We start from the raw sequence: 18424 nt of genomic DNA on the forward strand, positions 1-18424 counted from the left end.
ACTTCTCCTATAGCTTTAACAGACTTAAGTGTGAAATTTGTCAACCAGCGCCGGCTTATTTCGCCACTTTGCTGATCAGATCCATCATTTTCAGTTTCGGGTCGGTAGAGACTTTACGAACTTCAAGCTCGATCCCGCGATCGTTGAGTTTCCTGAACGCTTCGATATCTTTTTCGTCCACCGACACCGCATTGTTCACCTGCGTTTTGCCCTGACGGTAAGCCATACCACCGATATTCACGGAGGTGATTTTTACCCCTTCCTCAACAATACGTTCGACGTCTGTTGGGTTAGTAAACAGCAGCATCACGCGCTCACCCGCATATTTCGGGTTGTTATAAACGCGGATCATCTTGGCGACATCCACCACGTGCGCGGTGACGCCCGGCGGAGCCACCTGGGTAAGGAGAGTTTTACGAACTGTATCAGCGGCAACTTCATCGCTGACCACAATGATGCGCTGGACGTTGGTCTCTTTGGTCCAGCGGGTAGCCACCTGGCCGTGAATCAGACGGTCGTCGATACGCGCCAGGCCAATCTGCATGTAATCGTTCGGGCCCATCGGCTTAAGCGGGGCGGCGGCTTTCGGGGCCGCAGCCGGGGCAGGGGCGGCCGCCGGAGCGACGTTTTCTCTAGGTTTCGCTTTCAGCGCTTTCACGCCTTCACGACCGGTTTCGACAGCCAGGGCAACCAGCTCGTCAAAGCTCGGGTTGTCATCACGGGCCATCAGCGTCTCGACCAGCATGGGGATGTTAACCCCGGCAACAACTTCATGCTGCTCTTTATCAACCACAATGCGGCTTGCTGCGTTAAACGGACTGCCGCCCCAGGTATCAACAAGAAACAGCACGCCGCTGCTGGTATCCAGATTTGCCAGTTGAGCGGTATATTTTTCTATCAGCGTCTCAGCATTTTCACCGGGAACGAAATCGATCCAACCGACGTTTTCCTGTTCGCCTAAAAGCATTTCTGCGGTTTTAAGTAACTGCTCTGCAGCCCAACCATGTGTGCCTATAACAATAGCAATAGTCACTTGCTACCTCCTTTTATTATCGTTAATGCCCCCGGGTGAGAGGAGCATTAGAGATCATCTTCGAAAGAACGAATCGATTCAGATAAGGGTTAGAGTTCAATTAACTAAGACTTACGCGATTTATTTTAGACATCGAAAAAATAATTTATGTGATGAAGATCCGTAATTTAGCCTAAGCCAATGAGATATTTCTGTGATCAAAAAAAGCACGGAAACATCTGTTTGCAAAGGAAAGTAAATCTTTGCCAAAAAGCTCAGGTCTCTGATATGTTTACCATCCGTTTAATTGTCAGGAGTATGGGGCAGCAGCCCACTGTATGGACCGTCACCGACGCCAGTCACACACCCGGCCAGCTCTGGCCAGCCTTATCGGCGATTCGCGCCACTCACTGTTTACGTTCTTTACCGCTTCGCCCGAGCTTTTCGCGGCGCCGTTTTGCCATTCCTTTAGCAGGAGCTTGTCATGGAATTCTTAATGGACCCGCAAATCTGGGTAGGATTACTCACGCTGGTGGTACTTGAGATCGTTCTCGGTATCGATAACCTCGTGTTTATCGCGATCCTTGCGGATAAACTTCCACCTAAACAACGTGATAAAGCACGTTTAATCGGTCTGTCGCTGGCGCTGATTATGCGTCTTGCGCTGCTATCGGTGATCTCATGGATGGTTACGCTTACGCAACCGCTGTTCACCGCCTTCAACTTCACCTTCTCAGGGCGCGACCTGATCATGCTGCTGGGGGGGATATTCCTGCTCTTCAAAGCCACAACCGAGCTCCATGAACGGCTGGAAAACCGCCAGCACGACGACGGACACGGTAAAGGCTATGCCAGCTTCTGGGTAGTGGTACTGCAAATCGTGGTACTGGACGCGGTCTTTTCCCTCGACGCGGTCATTACCGCTGTCGGTATGGTTAACCACCTGCCGGTGATGATGGCCGCCGTGGTCATTGCGATGGCGGTGATGTTGCTCGCCTCGAAGCCGTTGACGCGATTCGTTAACCAGCATCCGACCGTGGTGGTGCTCTGTCTGAGCTTCCTGCTGATGATCGGTCTGAGCCTGGTGGCAGAAGGTTTCGGCTTCCATATTCCGAAAGGCTATCTGTACGCCGCCATTGGTTTCTCCATCATTATAGAGCTGTTTAACCAGATTGCCCGTCGCAACTTTATTCGTCAGCAGTCGAACCAGCCGCTGCGAGCCCGTACCGCTGATGCGATTCTGCGTCTGATGGGCGGCCGCCGCGAAGCCAAAGCACAGCAGGACAGCGATAACCATGTCCCGGTGCCGGTTCCGGAAGGCGCCTTTGTCGAAGAAGAGCGCTATATGATCAACGGCGTGCTGTCGCTGGCCTCGCGTTCCCTGCGTGGCATCATGACCCCACGCGGTGAAATCAGCTGGGTCGATGCCAGACTGAGCGTGACGGAAATCCGCCAGCAGCTGCTCTCCTCCCCGCACAGCCTGTTCCCGGTGTGTCGCGGCGAGCTGGATGAGATCATCGGCGTGGTCCGTGCCAAAGAGATGCTGGTGGCACTGGAAGAGGGCGTGGACGTTGAGGCTATCGCCGCCGCGTCGCCTGCTATCGTGGTGCCGGAAACGCTCGACCCGATCAACCTGCTTGGCGTGCTGCGCCGTGCCCGGGGTAGCTTTGTCATCGTGACCAACGAGTTTGGCGTGGTGCAGGGCCTGGTAACGCCGCTGGATGTTCTGGAAGCGATTGCCGGTGAGTTCCCGGATGCCGACGAAACGCCGGAAATCGTTAACGATAATGATGGCTGGCTGGTCAAAGGCACCACGGATCTGCACGCCCTGCAACATACGCTGGGGCTGGAACACCTGACCAACCACGATGAAGATATCGCGACGGTGGCCGGTCTGGTGATTGCCGTGAACGGTCAAATTCCGCGAGCCGGTGATGTGCTTGAGCTGCCGCCGCTGAAGATAACCATCGTGACCGCCAACGATTACCGCGTTGATCTGGTGCGCATTGTTAAAGAACAGTCCGCCCACGACGAAGAAGAGTAATTACGGAGTCGACGGCATCATATCGCCGTTATGAGAGGCTGGCGGAGGTGAACTCTCCGCCAGCCACTGCGGGAAATCCCGCAGTGGCATTGGCCGCGCATACAAAAATCCCTGAAGGATATCCACACCGTGCAGGCGCAGATGGCTCGCCTGGTCGCTGGTTTCCACCCCTTCAGCCACCAGTTCAATATTCAGACGCTGGGCAAGGGCAATAATAATATCTGTCACCGTTGAGTTGACGGCATCCGTGCCGATGGCGGCGGTAAAGGATTTATCAATTTTCAGCACTTCCGGATTGAGTTTCTCCAGCCACGAAAGCGAACTGCTCCCGGTACCAAAATCGTCAATCGCCAGCTTCACCCCTTTCTGATGTAACGCCTCTACCATGTTGTAATCCATCTCCAGCAGGGTATCGCGCTCGGTTAATTCAATGACCAATTGCTGCGCGGGCTCGGCACTGAACCAGACGCGATTCAGATCGTGAAGCAGAGTGCCGTCACGGAAATGGCTGGCCGCGACGTTGATCCCAATATGAAAGCCCGGCGCGGTAGGAAACATCGCCAGATGGCGGACGGTTTCGATAAGCACGTAGCGGGTGAGGGGGACAATCAGGTTATGCTCCTCCGCCAGCGAAATAAAAATATCCGGGGCGATCCACCCCTGCCGAGGATTATTCCAGCGCAGTAGAATTTCCACGCCGACGCAATCCTGTTTTTTGGCATCGATCAGCGGCTGGCAAAAGAGCTCAAACTCGCCGGAGGCCAGGCCAAAGTTGATCTCCCGGGTAAAGCTCATGCGACTGGCGGTGGCAAGCCAGGCGATATACCCCACCAGCATGCTGAATATCACCGCCAGCGGCAGCTGCGACGGCAGACTTTTCAGCGCCAGCGCGGTCAGCCCCGGGCCGTTAACGGTAATGATGAAAGGAAAGTTGAGGGAAGCCTGCTGGTAAACGTTGTCGCCAGCGTCTGTTACCAGCCTGTCCGAAAGCTGGCGCTCATGGTTCAGGTACTTACCGCCGACGCTGAGGTTTACGTCGCTGATGATCGGCAACTGGGGCTCCAGCAGCATCCGGGCGATAAGATCGATATTCACAATCTCCATGATGCCATCCTCACTCTGGCCGGGCGCCGGATACCACTGGATCAGCACCGGGCTGCCTTTCATCAGCGGCTGGTCTGTGGTCAGGAGCAGTAAGGGCTGCGCGGCGGGTAGCTGGGGCTGAAACTGGCTGATGGGAATATCGCGGTTACCAAACATACTTGAGCAATAGAGAATGCCGTCTTTAATCAGGCCGATTGAGCGCACGGTTTGCAGGGAGGCGGCGTGCTTGCGCAGTAAAAAGTTGACCTCCACGCAGGGCAGGCCGATAAGCGGTTGTACCACATCGCGTCCCGTCTCCAGCGGTTGCAGGATCTTTTCCAGCGTATCGACAGCATGGGAGACAAAGGCCACGGTGGTCTGCTGATTTAAATTGCGCTGTGAAATAAAGCCGATAATTAGCGTGCAAACGAGAGTGGAAAGGGATAGCACGAGGCAGACGATTACCCGTTTGCGGCGATAATTTTTAATTATCCTGTGCGTTGTTTGCATGCCACGGTCACCCGAAGAGCCACTGGCGCAGATGCCCATGGCAACCTGGCTAGTGTAGTCGGCATTATTTCAGGTAACGAGGAAAGTGGATGAAATTCGCCCATCCCTATCAGATGGGCGTTTAAAGCATGAAAGACGAAAGTCGCAGAAGCGCTTTCAGCGTCTTAGTCGCACTGTACCTTGATGGCCAGACCGCCGCGGGACGTTTCGCGGTATTTGGCGTTCATATCTTTACCGGTTTCGTACATGGTTTCGATCACCTTATCCAGCGAAACGCGTGGTTCGCTGGTACGGCGCATCGCCATACGGGAGGCGTTGATCGCTTTCACAGAGGCAATCGCGTTACGCTCAATACACGGCACCTGCACCTGACCGGCCACCGGATCGCAGGTCAGACCAAGGTTATGCTCCATGCCGATCTCCGCCGCCACGCATACCTGCTCCGGGCTGGCGCCCAGCAGCTCAGCCAGACCGGCTGCCGCCATGGAGCAGGCCACGCCCACTTCACCCTGGCAGCCAACTTCGGCGCCGGAGATGGAAGCGTTCATCTTATACAGCGCACCCACCGCGCCTGCGGCGAGGAAGTAGCGAATATAGATATCCGGGCTTACCGATTCGATAAAGTGATCGTAGTAGGCCAGCACTGCCGGAACGATCCCGCAGGCACCGTTGGTTGGCGCGGTCACCACGCGGCCACCGGCGGCGTTCTCTTCGTTCACCGCGAGGGCAAACATGTTGACCCAGTCCACCACGTTCATCGGATCGTTGGAGTACTTATCCGTCGTGACCAGCATCCGGCGCAGGGCAGAGGCACGACGCGGCACGCGCAGTGGGCCAGGCAGTACCCCTTCGGTATTCATACCGCGATCGATACAGGCGCGCATGGTCTGCCAGACGTTGGCGAAATAGTCTTCAATCTCTTTCTTGCTGTGCAGCGCCAGCTCGTTCTGCATCACCATGCCGGAGAGGGACAGGCCAGTCTCCTTGCAGTAATTCAGCATCTCTGTCGCCGATTTGAACGGGTAAGGCACCTTTACGTCGCCCGTGACGTCCTGGCCGAAATGCTCTTCATCGACGATAAAACCGCCGCCGATGGAGTAGTAGGTCTTGCTGTAGACCACTTTCTCGCCGTTGAAGGCGTGGATCTGCATCCCGTTTTCATGCAGGGAGAGGTTGTCGCTGCGAAAGCGCATGCCGTCGTCCTGGGGGAAATCCACTTCATGCCGGCCATTCGCCAGCAGCAGACGACCGCGCGTTTCCACGTCGCGAATAAACGCCGGAATGGCGTCAATATCTACGGTGTCCGGCATATTTCCGGCCAGACCCATAATAATGGCGATATCGGTGTGGTGGCCTTTACCCGTAAGCGACAGTGAACCGTAAACGTCTACAGCCACGCGGGTAACGCTATCCAGTAATCCTTTTTCGACCAGGTCATCGACGAACTGTTTACCGGCCTTCATCGGCCCGACAGTGTGGGAAGAAGAGGGACCAATCCCCACTTTGAACATGTCGAATATACTAATCACTTTAACACTCCTGACAGGGTTACCGGGTTTCCAGTAACGATGTAATAACTTCGCATAGTGTAAGAGGGAACCCTGTCGTCAGCTCAACTATTCACATGAATTAAACTAATGATTAACGCCTGATAAACTAATAGCGGGAGGCGGATCGCAAAGGCGCAAAAAAGAGGCGAATGTAAAGTATAGTCAAGGTTTCAGGCCGATCTGCAGCGCCAGCTCACGAATTATTCCCGCCGTCATGCCCCAGACAAAATAATGCTCATACCAGGAGAGCCATACCCGATGATCGTGGCCACGGCGATGAATATCGAGCGGATGATAACGGCCCAGACGCAGGGCTTCCGCCAGCGGCATTTCGAATACCGACTCCACTTCGTCCTCGCTGGCGTGATAGTGCAGATCCGGCGGAATAATCCCCACCACCGGCGTGACCTGAAAACCGGTGACGCTGTCCACCGGCGGCAGGACGCCAATCACCTCGACCTTGTGCGGCGGGATCGCCACCTCTTCCTCGGCTTCACGCAGGGCGGCGGCAATTAACGAGGCGTCGGTGCTGTCCACCGCGCCGCCGGGAAAGGCCACCTGACCGGCATGTTTACGCAGCTTCGCCGAACGTCGGGTCAACAGCAGGCCCGGCTGCTCCCGGCGCACCACCGGGATCAACACCGCCGCCTGACGCTGGTTCAGCGACGTACTGTTCACCTGCGGGCGCAACAGCTGAAAACGCGATAAAAAATGGTCGAGGGTCAGGTCGTGGGTATTCACCAGTTAGCACTCCAGTTGTTGCAGAATACGATTCACTTTATCAAAGGTTTCCTGATATTCCGCCCCGGCCTGGCTGTCAGCCACAATGCCACCGCCTGCGGAACAGTAGATCTGCCCCTCCACCGCCGTCAGGGTGCGAATGGTGATGCTGGTATCCATGCCGCCGCAGAGGCTGATATAGCCGATGCTGCCGCACCAGGCGTTGCGGCGATGCGGCTCCAGTTCGTCGATGATCTCCATCGCCCGCACTTTCGGCGCGCCGGTGATCGATCCGCCGGGGAAGGCGGCGCGCAGCAGATCGCACGCGGTCTGCGTTTGCGGCAGGCGGGCGGTGATGGTGCTCACCAGATGATGCACGGCGGGGAAAGGCTCCACCACGAACAGTTCCGGCACCCGCACGCTTCCCGGCTCCGCCACCCGGCCAATGTCATTGCGCATCAGATCGACGATCATCAGGTTTTCCGCCCGGTCTTTCGGCGAGGCGGCGAGCTTCTCAGCCTGCTGGCGATCCGCCTCGGCATCCGCCAGCCGCGGCAGGGTGCCTTTAATGGGACGGGTCTGGATGGTGCCTTCCGCAAGGTGGATAAAACGCTCCGGGGAGAGGCTCAGGATCGCCCCCTCTTCAAGACGTAAAAAGGCGCTGAAGGGGGCGCGGTTGTTGGCGTTCAGCCGGGTAAACGCCTGCCATTCGTCGCCCTCGTAGCGGGCCTGGAAACGCTGGGCCAGATTCACCTGATAGCAGTCGCCGCTGTGCAGGAAGGCCTGCACTTGATCGAATTTTTCCTGGTACTCCGCCGCGGTCATATTGGCCTGCCAGCCGGAGGTCAGCCGGAATGCAGGTATATTCTCAGGGGGGCGCTGTGTTTCAAGCCAGACCAGCCGCGCCTCTGCATCGCCATGACAGACCAGCGACACCCGCTGTTTGTGGTGATCGACGATTATCGCCCAGTCATACAGGCCCACCGCCATATCCGCCAGGGTGATATCACGCAAGGCCCGTTCCGGCAGCTTTTCGAAGCGGCGACCAAGGTCATAGCCGAACAGCCCCAGCGCGCCGCCCTGGAAGGGGAGGTCCGGGTCAGGCGTGCAGGGCAGGCCCATCTCATCAAGGGCCTGCTGCAACAAACTCAGCGGGCAGGCGTCAGAATGAACCCCGTCGATCAGCGTATCCGCCCCGTGGGTCACCAGCGTGGTGCGCGGGTCGGCCACCAGAATATCAAAGCGACTGTAGGGGTGATCCGCATGGCCCGAGTGCAGCAGCATGGCCCACGGCAGATGGCTGAGCGGAGCAAACCAGAATTCTGCGGCGTCAGGACGCCACGGCAATCTCATAACAGCGGGGGATAACGAGTTCATGGGTGGTAAACAACCGGGCAGCGTGAAATAATTAGCGCCAATAATTTAGCAGGAGTTGACGATGTTTGCAGGTTTACCTTCACTGAGCCACGAGCAGCAGCAAAAGGCCGTCGAGCGCATACAGGAGCTGATGTCCCAGGGGATGAGCAGCGGGCAGGCAATTTCTCAGGTGGCAGAAGAGCTTCGCGCCACCCATACCGGCGAGCGGATCGTGGCGCGTTTTGAGGATGATGAAGAGGAGTAACGCCCCTTACACCGCAGCGATAATCTTAATCTCAACCTTATACTGCGGCTTCATCAGCGTCGCCTGTACCGTGCAGCGGACAGGCGCGTGACCCGCCACCACCCACTCATCCCAGGCTTTGTTCATCGCCGCAAAATCCTCTTTACTGGCCAGGAAAATGGTCGCATCCAGAATGCGGGATTTGTCGCTGCCCTGTTTTTCCAGCACTGCGTCAATCTGCGCCAGGGTATTGGCGGTCTGCTCATAGGCGTCGGCATCCAGGTTTTCCGGTACGCCGGTGTAGTAGAGGGTCTGGTTGTGGATCACAACATCTGACCAGCGGGCTTCGGCATCAATGCGCACAATTGTCATACACGTTTCCTCGTTATGGTGACTTTCTGCGGGCAAGACTGCCATATTGTTTTGCCTGCGTCACTCTCGACTGGCGCCAGGACGATCGGCCTGACATAATCCCTGTGCAAAATTACAGGGGGCAGAGTGGCAGACGATTTCGCAGCAGACGGACAGTTAGCAAAGGCAATTCCCGGCTTCAAGCCGCGCGAACCGCAGCGCCAGATGGCGCACGCGGTAGCCGAGGCGATCGACAGCGCCCAGCCGCTGGTGGTAGAGGCGGGTACCGGCACCGGTAAAACGTACGCCTATCTGGCGCCGGCGCTGCGCACGAAGAAGAAGGTGATCATCTCCACCGGTTCGAAAGCGTTGCAGGATCAGCTCTACAGCCGCGATCTGCCCACCGTGGCAAAAGCCCTGAAATACAAAGGCCGTCTGGCCCTGCTGAAAGGGCGCTCCAACTATCTCTGCATTGAGCGGCTCGAACAGCAGGCGCTGGCGGGGGGCGATCTGCCGGTACAGACCCTCAGCGATGTGATCATCCTTCGCAGCTGGGCTAACCAGACCCAGGATGGCGATATCAGTACCTGTGCCAGCGTCGCCGAAGACTCACCCGCCTGGCCGCTGGTCACCAGCACCAACGACAACTGTCTGGGCAGCGACTGCCCGCTCTATAAAGACTGTTTTGTGGTCAAAGCGCGTAAAACGGCGATGGAAGCCGACGTGGTGGTGGTGAACCACCACCTCTTCCTGGCGGACATGGTAGTGAAAGAGAGCGGTTTTGGCGAGCTGATCCCCGAAGCCGAGGTGCTGATCTTCGACGAAGCCCACCAGCTCCCCGATATCGCCAGCCAGTATTTCGGCCAGTCGCTCTCCAGCCGCCAGCTGCTGGATCTGGCGAAAGATTTTACCATCGCCTACCGCACCGAACTGAAAGATACCCAGCAGCTGCAGAAGTGCGCCGACCGCCTGGCACAGAGTACGCAGGATTTTCGCATGCAGCTTGGCGATCCGGGTTTTCGTGGCAACCTGCGCGAACTGCTGGCGGATCAGCATATTCAGCGCGCGTTGCTGCTGCTCGATGACGCCCTGGAGCTCTGCTACGACGTGGCGAAGCTCTCCCTCGGCCGCTCGGCGCTGCTGGATGCCGCCTTTGAACGCGCCACGCTCTACCGCGCCCGCCTGAAACGGCTGAAAGAATTTAACCAGCCCGGCTACAGCTACTGGTACGAATGCAACTCGCGCCATTTTACCCTTGCGCTGACGCCGCTCACCGTGGCCGATAAGTTCCAGGATGTGATGGCGCAGAAGCCGGGCAGCTGGATCTTTACCTCCGCCACGCTGTCGGTTAACGACGATCTGCACCATTTCACCGAACGTCTCGGCATCGCAGAGGCCAAATCCCTGCTGCTGCCGAGCCCGTTTGATTACACCACCCAGGCGCTGCTCTGCGTGCCGCGCAACCTGCCGCTACCCAATCAGCCCGGTGCCGCCCGCCATCTGGCGGCGATGCTCAAGCCGATGATTGAGGCCAACAATGGCCGCTGCTTTATGCTCTGCACCTCCCACGCGATGATGCGCGACCTGGCAGAGCAGTTCCGCGCCACCATGACGCTGCCGGTGCTGTTGCAGGGTGAAACCAGCAAAGGCCAGCTGCTGCAGCAGTTTGTCAGCCACGGTAATGCCCTGCTGGTGGCCACGAGCAGCTTCTGGGAAGGGGTCGACGTGCGCGGCGATACTCTGTCGCTGGTGATCATCGACAAATTGCCCTTTACCTCGCCGGACGATCCGTTGCTGAAGGCGCGGATGGAAGATTGCCGCCTGCGGGGAGGCGATCCGTTTGATGAGGTGCAGCTTCCGGATGCGGTCATTACCCTTAAGCAGGGGGTGGGGCGCCTGATCCGTGACGTGGACGATCGCGGGGTGCTGGTGATCTGCGATAATCGCCTGGTAATGCGTCCTTACGGGGCCACCTTTATCGCCAGCCTGCCGCCGGCACCACGTACCCGGGATATCGATCGCGCCGTGCGTTTCCTTGCTGCGTCGCAGGCGCAGTAATTTGCTGACGGGTGTGCTAAAATGCGCCCCTTTTTGTGACTGACCACTGCGAGAGCGCGACAATACATGCGAATTCTGGCTATCGATACCGCCACAGAGGCTTGCTCCGTTGCCCTGTGGAATGACGGTACTCCCTTTGCTCATTTCGAAGAGTGCCCCCGGGAACACACCCAACGTATCCTGCCCCTGGTGAAGATGATCCTCACCGAGGGCAATACCTCTCTCACTGACCTCGATGCGCTGGCCTATGGCCGTGGTCCGGGCAGCTTTACCGGCGTTCGCATCGGTATCGGCATTGCCCAGGGGCTGGCGCTGGGCGCTGAACTGCCAATGATTGGCGTCTCGACCCTGGCGACCATGGCGCAGGGGGCGTGGCGCAGCACCGGTGCGACCCGCGTACTGGCAGCTATCGATGCCCGCATGGGCGAAGTCTACTGGGCGGAATATACCCGTGACGAGCAGGGCGTCTGGCACGGGGAAGAGAGTGAAGCGGTGCTCACGCCGGAAGCGGCAGGTGAGCGCATGAAGCAGCTTTCCGGTGAGTGGGCAACCGTCGGGACCGGCTGGCCAGCCTGGCCTGACATGGCAAAGGAGAGCGGTCTGACGCTGGTGGACGGCAAAGTGCTGCTGCCTGCCGCAGAAGATATGCTGCCCATCGCTTGTCAGATGCTGGAGGCAGGGCAAACCGTGCCGGTGGAAAAAGCCGAGCCGGTTTATTTGCGAAACACCGTAGCGTGGAAGAAACTTCCGGGCCGGGAGTGAATCTCAGTATAAGAGCCTGAGAAAAAGGAGTCGCATCATGGCGGTTCAAAAATATGTCGTTCGTCTGCTGACCGTCGGGGCGCTGGCCCTGGCGTTAACGGGATGTGTCTCCGTACCTGATGCCATCCAGGGCAGCAGCCCCACGCCGCAGCAGGATCTGGTCCGGGTGATGAACGCTCCGGAACTCTACGTAGGTCAGGAAGCGCGTTTTGGCGGCAAAGTCGTGGAGGTGCTCAACCAGCAGGGGAAAACCCGTCTGGAGATTGCCACCGTTCCCCTCGACAGCGGCGCGCGTCCGGTGCTGGGTGAAGCCTCACGAGGCCGTATCTACGCCGATGTTAACGGCTTCCTCGATCCGGTGGATTTCCGCGGGCAACTGATCACCGTAGTGGGACCGATCACCGGCGCAGAGCAGGGTAAGGTCGGCAACACGCCTTATAAATTCATGGCCATGCAGGCCAACGGCTATAAACGCTGGCGGGTGCAGCAGCAGGTGATGATGCCGCCACCCGATCCCTGGTACTGGGGACCGCATCCATGGCGTTATGGCTATGGTTACGGCTACGGCGGATGGCCAGGCTATGGCCCCGGTCCGGCTCAGGTCCGAACGATAGTAACAGAGTAAGTCACTGTTATTCTTAATTAAGAAACAGCGGCCTGTCCGCTGTTTTGTTTTTTCCACGGTAATAAGAAAAATAAATAGTGACGCGCTTCGCAACCTTAAATCCGGACAATAAATAAACTGGTACGCTGAGTTAATATTATGTTAACGACTTGTTTATTAACCGGGGTTGTGATGACGACGAACACGCATTTCAGAGGTGATGTAGTGAAGAAGGTTTGGCTTAACCGATATCCTGCGGATGTTCCCGCAGAGATAAATCCTGACCGTTATCAATCCCTGGTTGAACTGTTTGAAAACTCCGTAACGCGTTACGCCGATCAGCCTGCGTTTGTGAACATGGGCGAGGTGATGACCTTCCGTAAACTGGAAGAGCGCAGCCGGGCCTTTGCCGCCTATCTACAACAGGGATTAGGCCTGCAGAAGGGCGATCGCGTGGCGCTGATGATGCCCAACCTGCTGCAGTATCCGGTGGCGCTGTTCGGCATTCTGCGCGCCGGGATGATCGTGGTTAACGTCAACCCGCTCTATACCCCGCGTGAGCTGGAACATCAGTTGAATGACAGCGGTGCCGCGGCGATTGTGATTGTCTCCAACTTCGCCCACACGCTGGAAAAAGTGGTTGATAAGACCCAGGTCAAACACGTCATCCTGACGCGGATGGGCGACCAGCTCTCCACCGCCAAAGGGACGCTGGTTAACTTCGTCGTCAAATATGTCAAACGTCTGGTGCCGAAATATCACCTCCCGGATGCCATCTCTTTTCGCCAGGCGCTGCACACCGGCTACCGGATGCAGTACGTTAAGCCTGAGATCGCCTCGCAGGATCTGGCCTTCCTGCAATATACCGGCGGCACAACCGGCGTGGCGAAAGGGGCGATGCTCACCCACCGCAACATGCTGGCGAACCTCGAACAGGTCAATGCCACCTACGGGCCGCTGCTGCATCGCGGCAAAGAGCTGGTTATTACCGCGCTGCCGCTGTATCACATTTTTGCCCTGACCATGAACTGCCTGCTGTTTATCGAACTCGGCGGGCAGAACGTGCTGATCACCAACCCGCGTGACATTCCGGGGCTGGTGAAAGAGCTGGCGAAATATCCGTTTACCGCCATGACCGGGGTGAACACCCTGTTTAACGCGCTGCTCAATAATAAAGAGTTCCAGCAGCTCGATTTCTCCACCCTGCATCTGTCGGCGGGCGGCGGGATGCCGGTGCAGCAGGCGGTGGCCGAGCGCTGGGTCAAGCTCACCGGGCAGTACCTGCTTGAAGGCTATGGCCTGACCGAGTGCGCCCCGCTGGTGAGCGTGAACCCGCATGATATCGACTATCACAGCGGCAGCATTGGTCTGCCGGTGCCCTCCACCGAAGCCAAACTGGTGGATGACGACGATAACGAAGTGCCGCATGGCGAGCCTGGCGAGCTGTGCGTAAGAGGGCCGCAGGTGATGCTGGGTTACTGGCAACGCCCGGACGCTACCGACGAAATTATCAAGGATGGCTGGCTGCACACCGGCGACATCGCGGTGATGGATGATGAAGGTTTCTTACGTATCGTTGATCGTAAGAAAGATATGATCCTGGTCTCCGGGTTCAACGTCTATCCCAACGAGATCGAAGAGGTAGTGATGCAGCACAACGGCGTGCTGGAAGTGGCAGCAGTAGGGGTACCGGCAGGCAGCAGCGGCGAAACGGTAAAAATCTTTGTGGTGAAAAAAGATCCTGCCCTGAGCGAAGAGGCGCTGATCACCTTCTGCCGTCGCCATCTTACCGGCTACAAAGTGCCGAAGCTGGTGGAGTTCCGCGACGAACTGCCAAAATCGAACGTCGGGAAGATATTACGACGAGAATTACGTGACGAAGCGCGCGCCAAAGTAGACAATAAAGGCTGAGCTTCGTGTTAGTCGCCCAGAAACGCTGGCCTGGCCAGCGTTTTTTTATGGGCGCAAACCATAGAGAAAATGATTTGAATTACCAGATGATCACCACCAACGACGAACTGGCTTCGCTGTGCGATCTCACCCGCGATGCTTCCGCCATTGCGCTAGACACCGAGTTTGTTCGTACTCGCACTTACTACCCGCAACTGGGTCTGATCCAGATGTATGACGGCAAACGGGTATCGCTTATCGATCCGCTGGGGATCACCGACTGGACGCCGATGCGTGAGCTGCTGCTGGACACCGCCATCACCAAATATCTGCATGCCGGCAGTGAAGATCTGGAAGTTTTCCTCAACACCTTCGGCATCATGCCGCAGCCGCTGATTGATACCCAGATCCTCGCCGCGTTTGCGGGGCGTCCACTGTCATGGGGCTTTGCCGCCATGGTGGAAGAGTACACCGGCCTTGTCATCGACAAGAGTGAATCCCGCACCGACTGGCTGGCGCGTCCGCTGACCGAACGTCAGCTCGACTACGCGGCGGCGGATGTGTTCTATCTTCTGCCCATCGCCGGTCAGCTGATGAAAGAGGCCGAAGCCTCCGGCTGGCTGCCTGCGGCGCTGAATGAGTGCCAGATGACGCAGCAGCGTCGTCAGGAGATCGCCGACCCGAAAGAGGCGTGGCGCGACATCACCAACGCCTGGCAGCTGCGCACTCGTCAGCTGGCCTGTCTGCAATTGCTGGCCGACTGGCGTCTGCGTAAGGCGCGCGAGCGTGACCTGGCGGTGAACTTTGTGGTGCGTGAGGAGCATCTCTGGGCCGTAGCGCGGTACATGCCGGGCAGCCTGGGCGAGTTGGATAGCATCGGGCTTTCGGGTTCGGAGATCCGTTTCCACGGGAAAACGCTGCTGGCGCTGGTGGCAAAAGCTCAACAACTGCCGGATGAGGCGCTGCCGGAGCCGCTGCTGAATCTGATGGATATGCCGGGGTATCGCAAAGCATTTAAGGCCATCAAGGCCCTGGTGCAGGAGGTAGCGGCAGAGAGTAAAGTCAGCGCCGAGCTGCTGGCCTCACGTCGCCAGATCAACCAGCTGCTGAACGCGCACTGGAAGCTGAAACCGCAAAACGGCACGCCGGAACTGATTGCCGGATGGCGCGGGGAACTGATGGCCGATCGCCTGAATGCGTTACTGGCAGAGTATCCGCAGTAAGCGCGATCTGTAACACCCGGCGGCGCTGCGCTTGCCGGGGCTACAAAACGACAAACCGTAGGCCGGGCAAGCGCAGTGCCGCCCGGCAATACGCACGTTTATGAACGCGACTCTTCCGCTTCCGGCAGAGTGACGTTGAGCTCCAGAATCGAGATATCCCCGTCTTTTTGCTCCAGCTGCACGGTGACCATTTCCGGATCAATCTGCACGTATTTGCAGATCACTTCCAGGATGTCTTTGCGCAACTGCGGCAGGTAGTGCGGTTCAGCGTCGCTGCGGCGGCGTTCCGCCACGATGATCTGCAGTCGTTCTTTAGCGATGTTGGCGGTGTTTTTTTTCCGCGAGAGAAAAAAGTCCAGTAATGCCATAACTTATCCTCCGAACAGGCGTTTGAGGAAACCTTTCTTCTCTTCTTCAATGAAGCGGAAAGGACGTTCTTCTCCGAGCAGACGATCCACAGTGTCCGCATACGCTTTACCCGCGTCTGCGTTGGCGTCGAGGATAACCGGTTCACCCTGGTTAGAGGCGCGCAGCACGGATTGATCTTCCGGGATAACGCCAACCAGTTTGATGCGCAGGATCTCCAGCACGTCTTCCATACTCAGCATATCACCTTTGCTGACACGACCCGGATTATAGCGGGTCAGCAGCAGGTGCTCTTTAATCGGTTCTTCGCCATTCTCTGCACGACGGGATTTTGAGGCAAGAATACCTAAAATACGGTCCGAGTCGCGCACGGATGAGACTTCCGGGTTGGTGGTGATGATCGCTTCATCGGCGAAGTAGAGCGCCATCAGCGCACCGGTTTCGATGCCCGCAGGTGAATCGCAGATCACGAAATCGAAGTCCATCTTGTTCAGCTCATCGAGCACTTTTTCCACGCCTTCGCGGGTCAGCGCGTCTTTGTCGCGCGTCTGGGAAGCGGGAAGAATATAGAGATTGTCGGTACGCTTATCTTTAATCATTGCCTGATTCAGCGTGGCATCACCCTGAATCACGTTCACAAAGTCGTAAACCACGCGGCGTTCACAACCCATAATCAGGTCAAGGTTACGCAGGCCGATATCAAAGTCGATAACGACAGTTTTCTTTCCCTTCTGGGCCAAACCAGTAGCGATGGCCGCGCTGGAGGTGGTCTTGCCAACGCCTCCTTTACCCGAAGTAACAACAATAATGCGTGCCATAGAAATTCCTTGTTAAAAAGGGATCAATTCAACGGTTGAACGGTCAAAGCGTTGTCTGCCAGACGCAAACGTGCTGCTTTGCCAGAAAATTCGGCCGGGATGTTATCGCTCAGCCAGTAAACACCTGCGATGGAGACCAGCTCCGCCTCCAGGTGGGTACAAAAAATTTGCGCATCGCGATCGCCACTGGCACCTGCCAGCGCACGGCCTCGCATTGAGCCATAGATATGAATATTGCCATCGGCGATCAGCTCTGCACCTGCGCTGACGTGGTTTGTTACAATAAGGTCACAATTTGGCGCATAAATACGCTGTCCGGAACGCACCGGCAGGTCGATCAAGCGCGTTTTTGTGGCGGGTGTAACAGGGAGTTCAGGCGGGGCAGGGGGCTCTGCGCGCGGGGCTTTATCTTTGCCTTCGGTGAGCAGCGGAAGACCCGCCTCGTCGATTTTGGCTTTCAGTTCAGGATCTTTACAGCCGCTGATGCCGACAATCCGCAGCCCGGTGGCTAAGACCGCCTGCTGCAGCTGCTGCCAGTTAATTGGCGCTTCAAGATCGCTGACGTTAATGACGACGGGCGCATGTTTCAGGAATGCGGGCGCCTGCGCGATTTTGTCTTCTAACGCCTGACGAATAACCTCGGGTTTTGCTTCATGCAAATGAACCACTGATAAGGTGAAGCTACTGCCTTTAAGCTCGATTGGCGTGTTTGACATCCTGGCCTTACTCAATTTGCTTTTTACCACGGCGTGTGCGTCGTGATATTCCGAAGAGTATCAGGCATGTTATAGTCACAATTATATTGAGGCAAGTCACCCTCCCCGTTAATTCTGAGTAAATATATGTTTTGTGTGATCTACAGAAGTACCCAGCGCGACCAGACCTATCTTTATGTCGAAAAAAAGGACGATTTTTCCCGTGTGCCTGAGGCGCTGATGAAGAGCTTCGGTAAACCGCAGATGGTGATGCTCATGCCGCTTGACGGGCGTAAGCAGCTGAAGAACGCCGATCTGGAAAAAGTAAAAAGCGCGTTAGCCGAACAGGGCTATTATTTACAACTCCCTCCGCCGCAAGAGAATTTACTCAAACAGCATCTTGAGTCGCTGGGAAAAAAATAGTTTGAGATTAATCTGTCAGCGTTACATTAACCTTTAGGGGCTCATTATGTATCAGCATCATAACTGGCAAGGCGCCTTGCTGGATTATCCGGTCAGTAAAGTCGTCTGTGTGGGCAGTAATTACGCAAAGCATATTCAGGAAATGGGCAGTGCGGTTCCGGACGAGCCGGTCCTGTTTATTAAACCCGAAACCGCACTCTGCGATATCCGCCAGCCGCTGGTGATCCCGCAGGGGCTGGGATCGGTGCACCACGAAGTGGAGCTGGCAGTGCTGATTGGCGCCACGCTGCGCCAGGCCTCTGAGGATCATGTGCAGAAGGCGATTGCCGGTTATGGTGTGGCGCTGGATCTGACCCTGCGCGAGGTGCAGGGCAAAATGAAAAAAGCGGGCCAGCCGTGGGAGAAAGCCAAAGGCTTTGATAATTCTTGTCCCATCTCCGGGTTCGTACCGGCGGCGGAGTTCCAGGACGATCCGCAGAACACGACCCTGAGCCTGAAAATCAATGGCGACGTGCGTCAGCAGGGCTCTACCTCTGACATGATCCATAAAATTGTGCCACTGATTGCCTATATGAGCCGTTACTTCACTCTGAAACCGGGCGATGTGATCCTCACCGGCACCCCGGAAGGGGTGGGGCCGCTTAACAGCGGCGATGAGCTGGACCTATCCGTCAACGGCCTGTCACTGAAAACCCGCGTGCTGTAACCCTCTCTT

19 protein-coding genes are annotated in these 18424 nt (G+C 56.9%); 10 read left to right on the forward strand and 9 right to left on the reverse strand.

Annotated features, from left to right (window positions below; translation table 11 throughout):
- Window positions 1-55: 55 nt before the first annotated feature.
- Window positions 56-1033: a PTS mannose transporter subunit IIAB gene (manX, locus tag C3406_RS13750; protein ID WP_103822352.1), complete on the reverse strand. Its 978-nt coding sequence runs from the start codon at window positions 1031-1033 to the stop codon at window positions 56-58.
- A 317-nt stretch (window positions 1034-1350) separates the two neighbouring features.
- Here manX and C3406_RS26865 point away from each other — a divergent pair, with 317 nt between their 5' ends.
- The gene (locus tag C3406_RS26865) at window positions 1351-1509 is read left to right on the forward strand and encodes a protein YoaL (RefSeq protein WP_476629939.1); all 159 of its coding nucleotides are present in this window, start codon (window positions 1351-1353) and stop codon (window positions 1507-1509) included.
- Window positions 1497-3056 (forward strand): CNNM family cation transport protein YoaE, encoded by a 1560-nt coding sequence (gene yoaE / locus C3406_RS13760; protein WP_103822351.1) that lies wholly within the window; start codon window positions 1497-1499, stop codon window positions 3054-3056. The genes C3406_RS26865 and yoaE overlap by 13 nt, the downstream gene beginning before the upstream one ends.
- Here the strand turns inward: yoaE and C3406_RS13765 are convergent, their stop codons facing one another.
- From C3406_RS13765 to pabB, 4 genes are all read right to left on the reverse strand, one after another.
- Window positions 3057-4649, reverse strand: a complete 1593-nt coding sequence (locus C3406_RS13765; protein ID WP_103822511.1) for an EAL domain-containing protein — start codon at window positions 4647-4649, stop codon at window positions 3057-3059.
- Between the two features lie 164 nt (window positions 4650-4813).
- Window positions 4814-6178 carry an L-serine ammonia-lyase gene (gene sdaA / locus C3406_RS13770; RefSeq protein ID WP_103822350.1) on the reverse strand — a complete coding sequence of 455 codons (1365 nt, stop codon included), beginning with the start codon at window positions 6176-6178 and terminating at the stop codon, window positions 4814-4816.
- Window positions 6179-6361: 183 nt separating this feature from the next.
- Window positions 6362-6940 carry a CoA pyrophosphatase gene (locus tag C3406_RS13775; RefSeq protein ID WP_103822349.1) on the reverse strand — a complete coding sequence of 193 codons (579 nt, stop codon included), beginning with the start codon at window positions 6938-6940 and terminating at the stop codon, window positions 6362-6364.
- 3 nt (window positions 6941-6943) lie between these two features.
- Window positions 6944-8296 (reverse strand): aminodeoxychorismate synthase component 1, encoded by a 1353-nt coding sequence (gene pabB, locus C3406_RS13780; protein ID WP_103822348.1) that lies wholly within the window; start codon window positions 8294-8296, stop codon window positions 6944-6946.
- A 61-nt stretch (window positions 8297-8357) separates the two neighbouring features.
- Here pabB and C3406_RS13785 point away from each other — a divergent pair, with 61 nt between their 5' ends.
- Window positions 8358-8540, forward strand: a complete 183-nt coding sequence (locus C3406_RS13785) for a YoaH family protein (RefSeq protein WP_039030781.1) — start codon at window positions 8358-8360, stop codon at window positions 8538-8540.
- A gap of 6 nt (window positions 8541-8546) precedes the next feature.
- On the opposite strand, the gene C3406_RS13790 is transcribed toward C3406_RS13785, so the two are convergent.
- On the reverse strand, window positions 8547-8891 hold the full coding sequence (locus C3406_RS13790) for a RidA family protein (protein WP_103180017.1): 345 nt from the start codon (window positions 8889-8891) through the stop codon (window positions 8547-8549).
- 126 nt (window positions 8892-9017) lie between these two features.
- On the opposite strand from C3406_RS13790, the gene C3406_RS13795 reads away from it, so the two are divergent.
- The 5 genes from C3406_RS13795 to rnd all read left to right on the forward strand — a co-directional run bounded on the left by C3406_RS13795 (window position 9018) and on the right by rnd (window position 15407).
- Window positions 9018-10928, forward strand: a complete 1911-nt coding sequence (locus tag C3406_RS13795) for a DNA repair helicase YoaA (RefSeq protein WP_103822347.1) — start codon at window positions 9018-9020, stop codon at window positions 10926-10928.
- A 66-nt stretch (window positions 10929-10994) separates the two neighbouring features.
- Window positions 10995-11690, forward strand: coding sequence for a tRNA (adenosine(37)-N6)-threonylcarbamoyltransferase complex dimerization subunit type 1 TsaB (gene tsaB, locus C3406_RS13800; protein ID WP_103822346.1), 696 nt, complete (start codon window positions 10995-10997; stop codon window positions 11688-11690).
- Window positions 11691-11727: 37 nt separating this feature from the next.
- Window positions 11728-12315 carry a Slp family lipoprotein gene (locus C3406_RS13805; RefSeq protein ID WP_103822345.1) on the forward strand — a complete coding sequence of 196 codons (588 nt, stop codon included), beginning with the start codon at window positions 11728-11730 and terminating at the stop codon, window positions 12313-12315.
- Window positions 12316-12519: 204 nt separating this feature from the next.
- Window positions 12520-14205: a long-chain-fatty-acid--CoA ligase FadD gene (gene fadD, locus C3406_RS13810; protein WP_103822344.1), complete on the forward strand. Its 1686-nt coding sequence runs from the start codon at window positions 12520-12522 to the stop codon at window positions 14203-14205.
- Between the two features lie 74 nt (window positions 14206-14279).
- Window positions 14280-15407, forward strand: coding sequence for a ribonuclease D (gene rnd, locus C3406_RS13815; protein WP_103822510.1), 1128 nt, complete (start codon window positions 14280-14282; stop codon window positions 15405-15407).
- A gap of 98 nt (window positions 15408-15505) precedes the next feature.
- On the opposite strand, the gene minE is transcribed toward rnd, so the two are convergent.
- Genes minE through minC form a run of 3 tightly spaced genes read right to left on the reverse strand, consistent with a single transcriptional unit; the run spans window position 15506 to window position 17307 of the window.
- Window positions 15506-15775 (reverse strand): cell division topological specificity factor MinE, encoded by a 270-nt coding sequence (gene minE, locus C3406_RS13820; protein ID WP_103180012.1) that lies wholly within the window; start codon window positions 15773-15775, stop codon window positions 15506-15508.
- Between the two features lie 3 nt (window positions 15776-15778).
- Complete coding sequence (gene minD / locus C3406_RS13825) at window positions 15779-16591, reverse strand: septum site-determining protein MinD (protein ID WP_103822343.1); 813 nt, start codon at window positions 16589-16591, stop codon at window positions 15779-15781.
- 23 nt (window positions 16592-16614) lie between these two features.
- On the reverse strand, window positions 16615-17307 hold the full coding sequence (gene minC / locus C3406_RS13830) for a septum site-determining protein MinC (RefSeq protein WP_103822342.1): 693 nt from the start codon (window positions 17305-17307) through the stop codon (window positions 16615-16617).
- 126 nt (window positions 17308-17433) lie between these two features.
- Between minC and C3406_RS13835 the strand changes: the two genes are divergently transcribed.
- Window positions 17434-17709 (forward strand): YcgL domain-containing protein, encoded by a 276-nt coding sequence (locus C3406_RS13835; RefSeq protein WP_103822341.1) that lies wholly within the window; start codon window positions 17434-17436, stop codon window positions 17707-17709.
- Window positions 17710-17755: 46 nt separating this feature from the next.
- On the forward strand, window positions 17756-18415 hold the full coding sequence (locus C3406_RS13840) for a fumarylacetoacetate hydrolase family protein (protein WP_103822340.1): 660 nt from the start codon (window positions 17756-17758) through the stop codon (window positions 18413-18415).
- Window positions 18416-18424 lie beyond the last annotated feature (9 nt).

It is taken from the genome of Leclercia sp. LSNIH8, assembly GCF_002920195.1.
Lineage (GTDB): Bacteria > Pseudomonadota > Gammaproteobacteria > Enterobacterales > Enterobacteriaceae > Enterobacter.

Bases quoted from the DNA above. Each gene is read 5' to 3' on its own strand.
- C3406_RS26865 (WP_476629939.1), top strand. From the start codon at position 1,351: ATGGACCGTCACCGACGCCAGTCACACACCCGGCCAGCTCTGGCCAGC.
- yoaE (WP_103822351.1), top strand. From the start codon at position 1,497: ATGGAATTCTTAATGGACCCGCAAATCTGGGTAGGATTACTCACGCTG.
- C3406_RS13765 (WP_103822511.1), bottom strand. From the start codon at position 4,649: ATGCAAACAACGCACAGGATAATTAAAAATTATCGCCGCAAACGGGTA.
- pabB (WP_103822348.1), bottom strand. From the start codon at position 8,296: ATGAACTCGTTATCCCCCGCTGTTATGAGATTGCCGTGGCGTCCTGAC.
- C3406_RS13785 (WP_039030781.1), top strand. From the start codon at position 8,358: ATGTTTGCAGGTTTACCTTCACTGAGCCACGAGCAGCAGCAAAAGGCC.
- C3406_RS13790 (WP_103180017.1), bottom strand. From the start codon at position 8,891: ATGACAATTGTGCGCATTGATGCCGAAGCCCGCTGGTCAGATGTTGTG.
- tsaB (WP_103822346.1), top strand. From the start codon at position 10,995: ATGCGAATTCTGGCTATCGATACCGCCACAGAGGCTTGCTCCGTTGCC.
- C3406_RS13805 (WP_103822345.1), top strand. From the start codon at position 11,728: ATGGCGGTTCAAAAATATGTCGTTCGTCTGCTGACCGTCGGGGCGCTG.
- minE (WP_103180012.1), bottom strand. From the start codon at position 15,775: ATGGCATTACTGGACTTTTTTCTCTCGCGGAAAAAAAACACCGCCAAC.
- minD (WP_103822343.1), bottom strand. From the start codon at position 16,591: ATGGCACGCATTATTGTTGTTACTTCGGGTAAAGGAGGCGTTGGCAAG.
- minC (WP_103822342.1), bottom strand. From the start codon at position 17,307: ATGTCAAACACGCCAATCGAGCTTAAAGGCAGTAGCTTCACCTTATCA.
- C3406_RS13835 (WP_103822341.1), top strand. From the start codon at position 17,434: ATGTTTTGTGTGATCTACAGAAGTACCCAGCGCGACCAGACCTATCTT.
- C3406_RS13840 (WP_103822340.1), top strand. From the start codon at position 17,756: ATGTATCAGCATCATAACTGGCAAGGCGCCTTGCTGGATTATCCGGTC.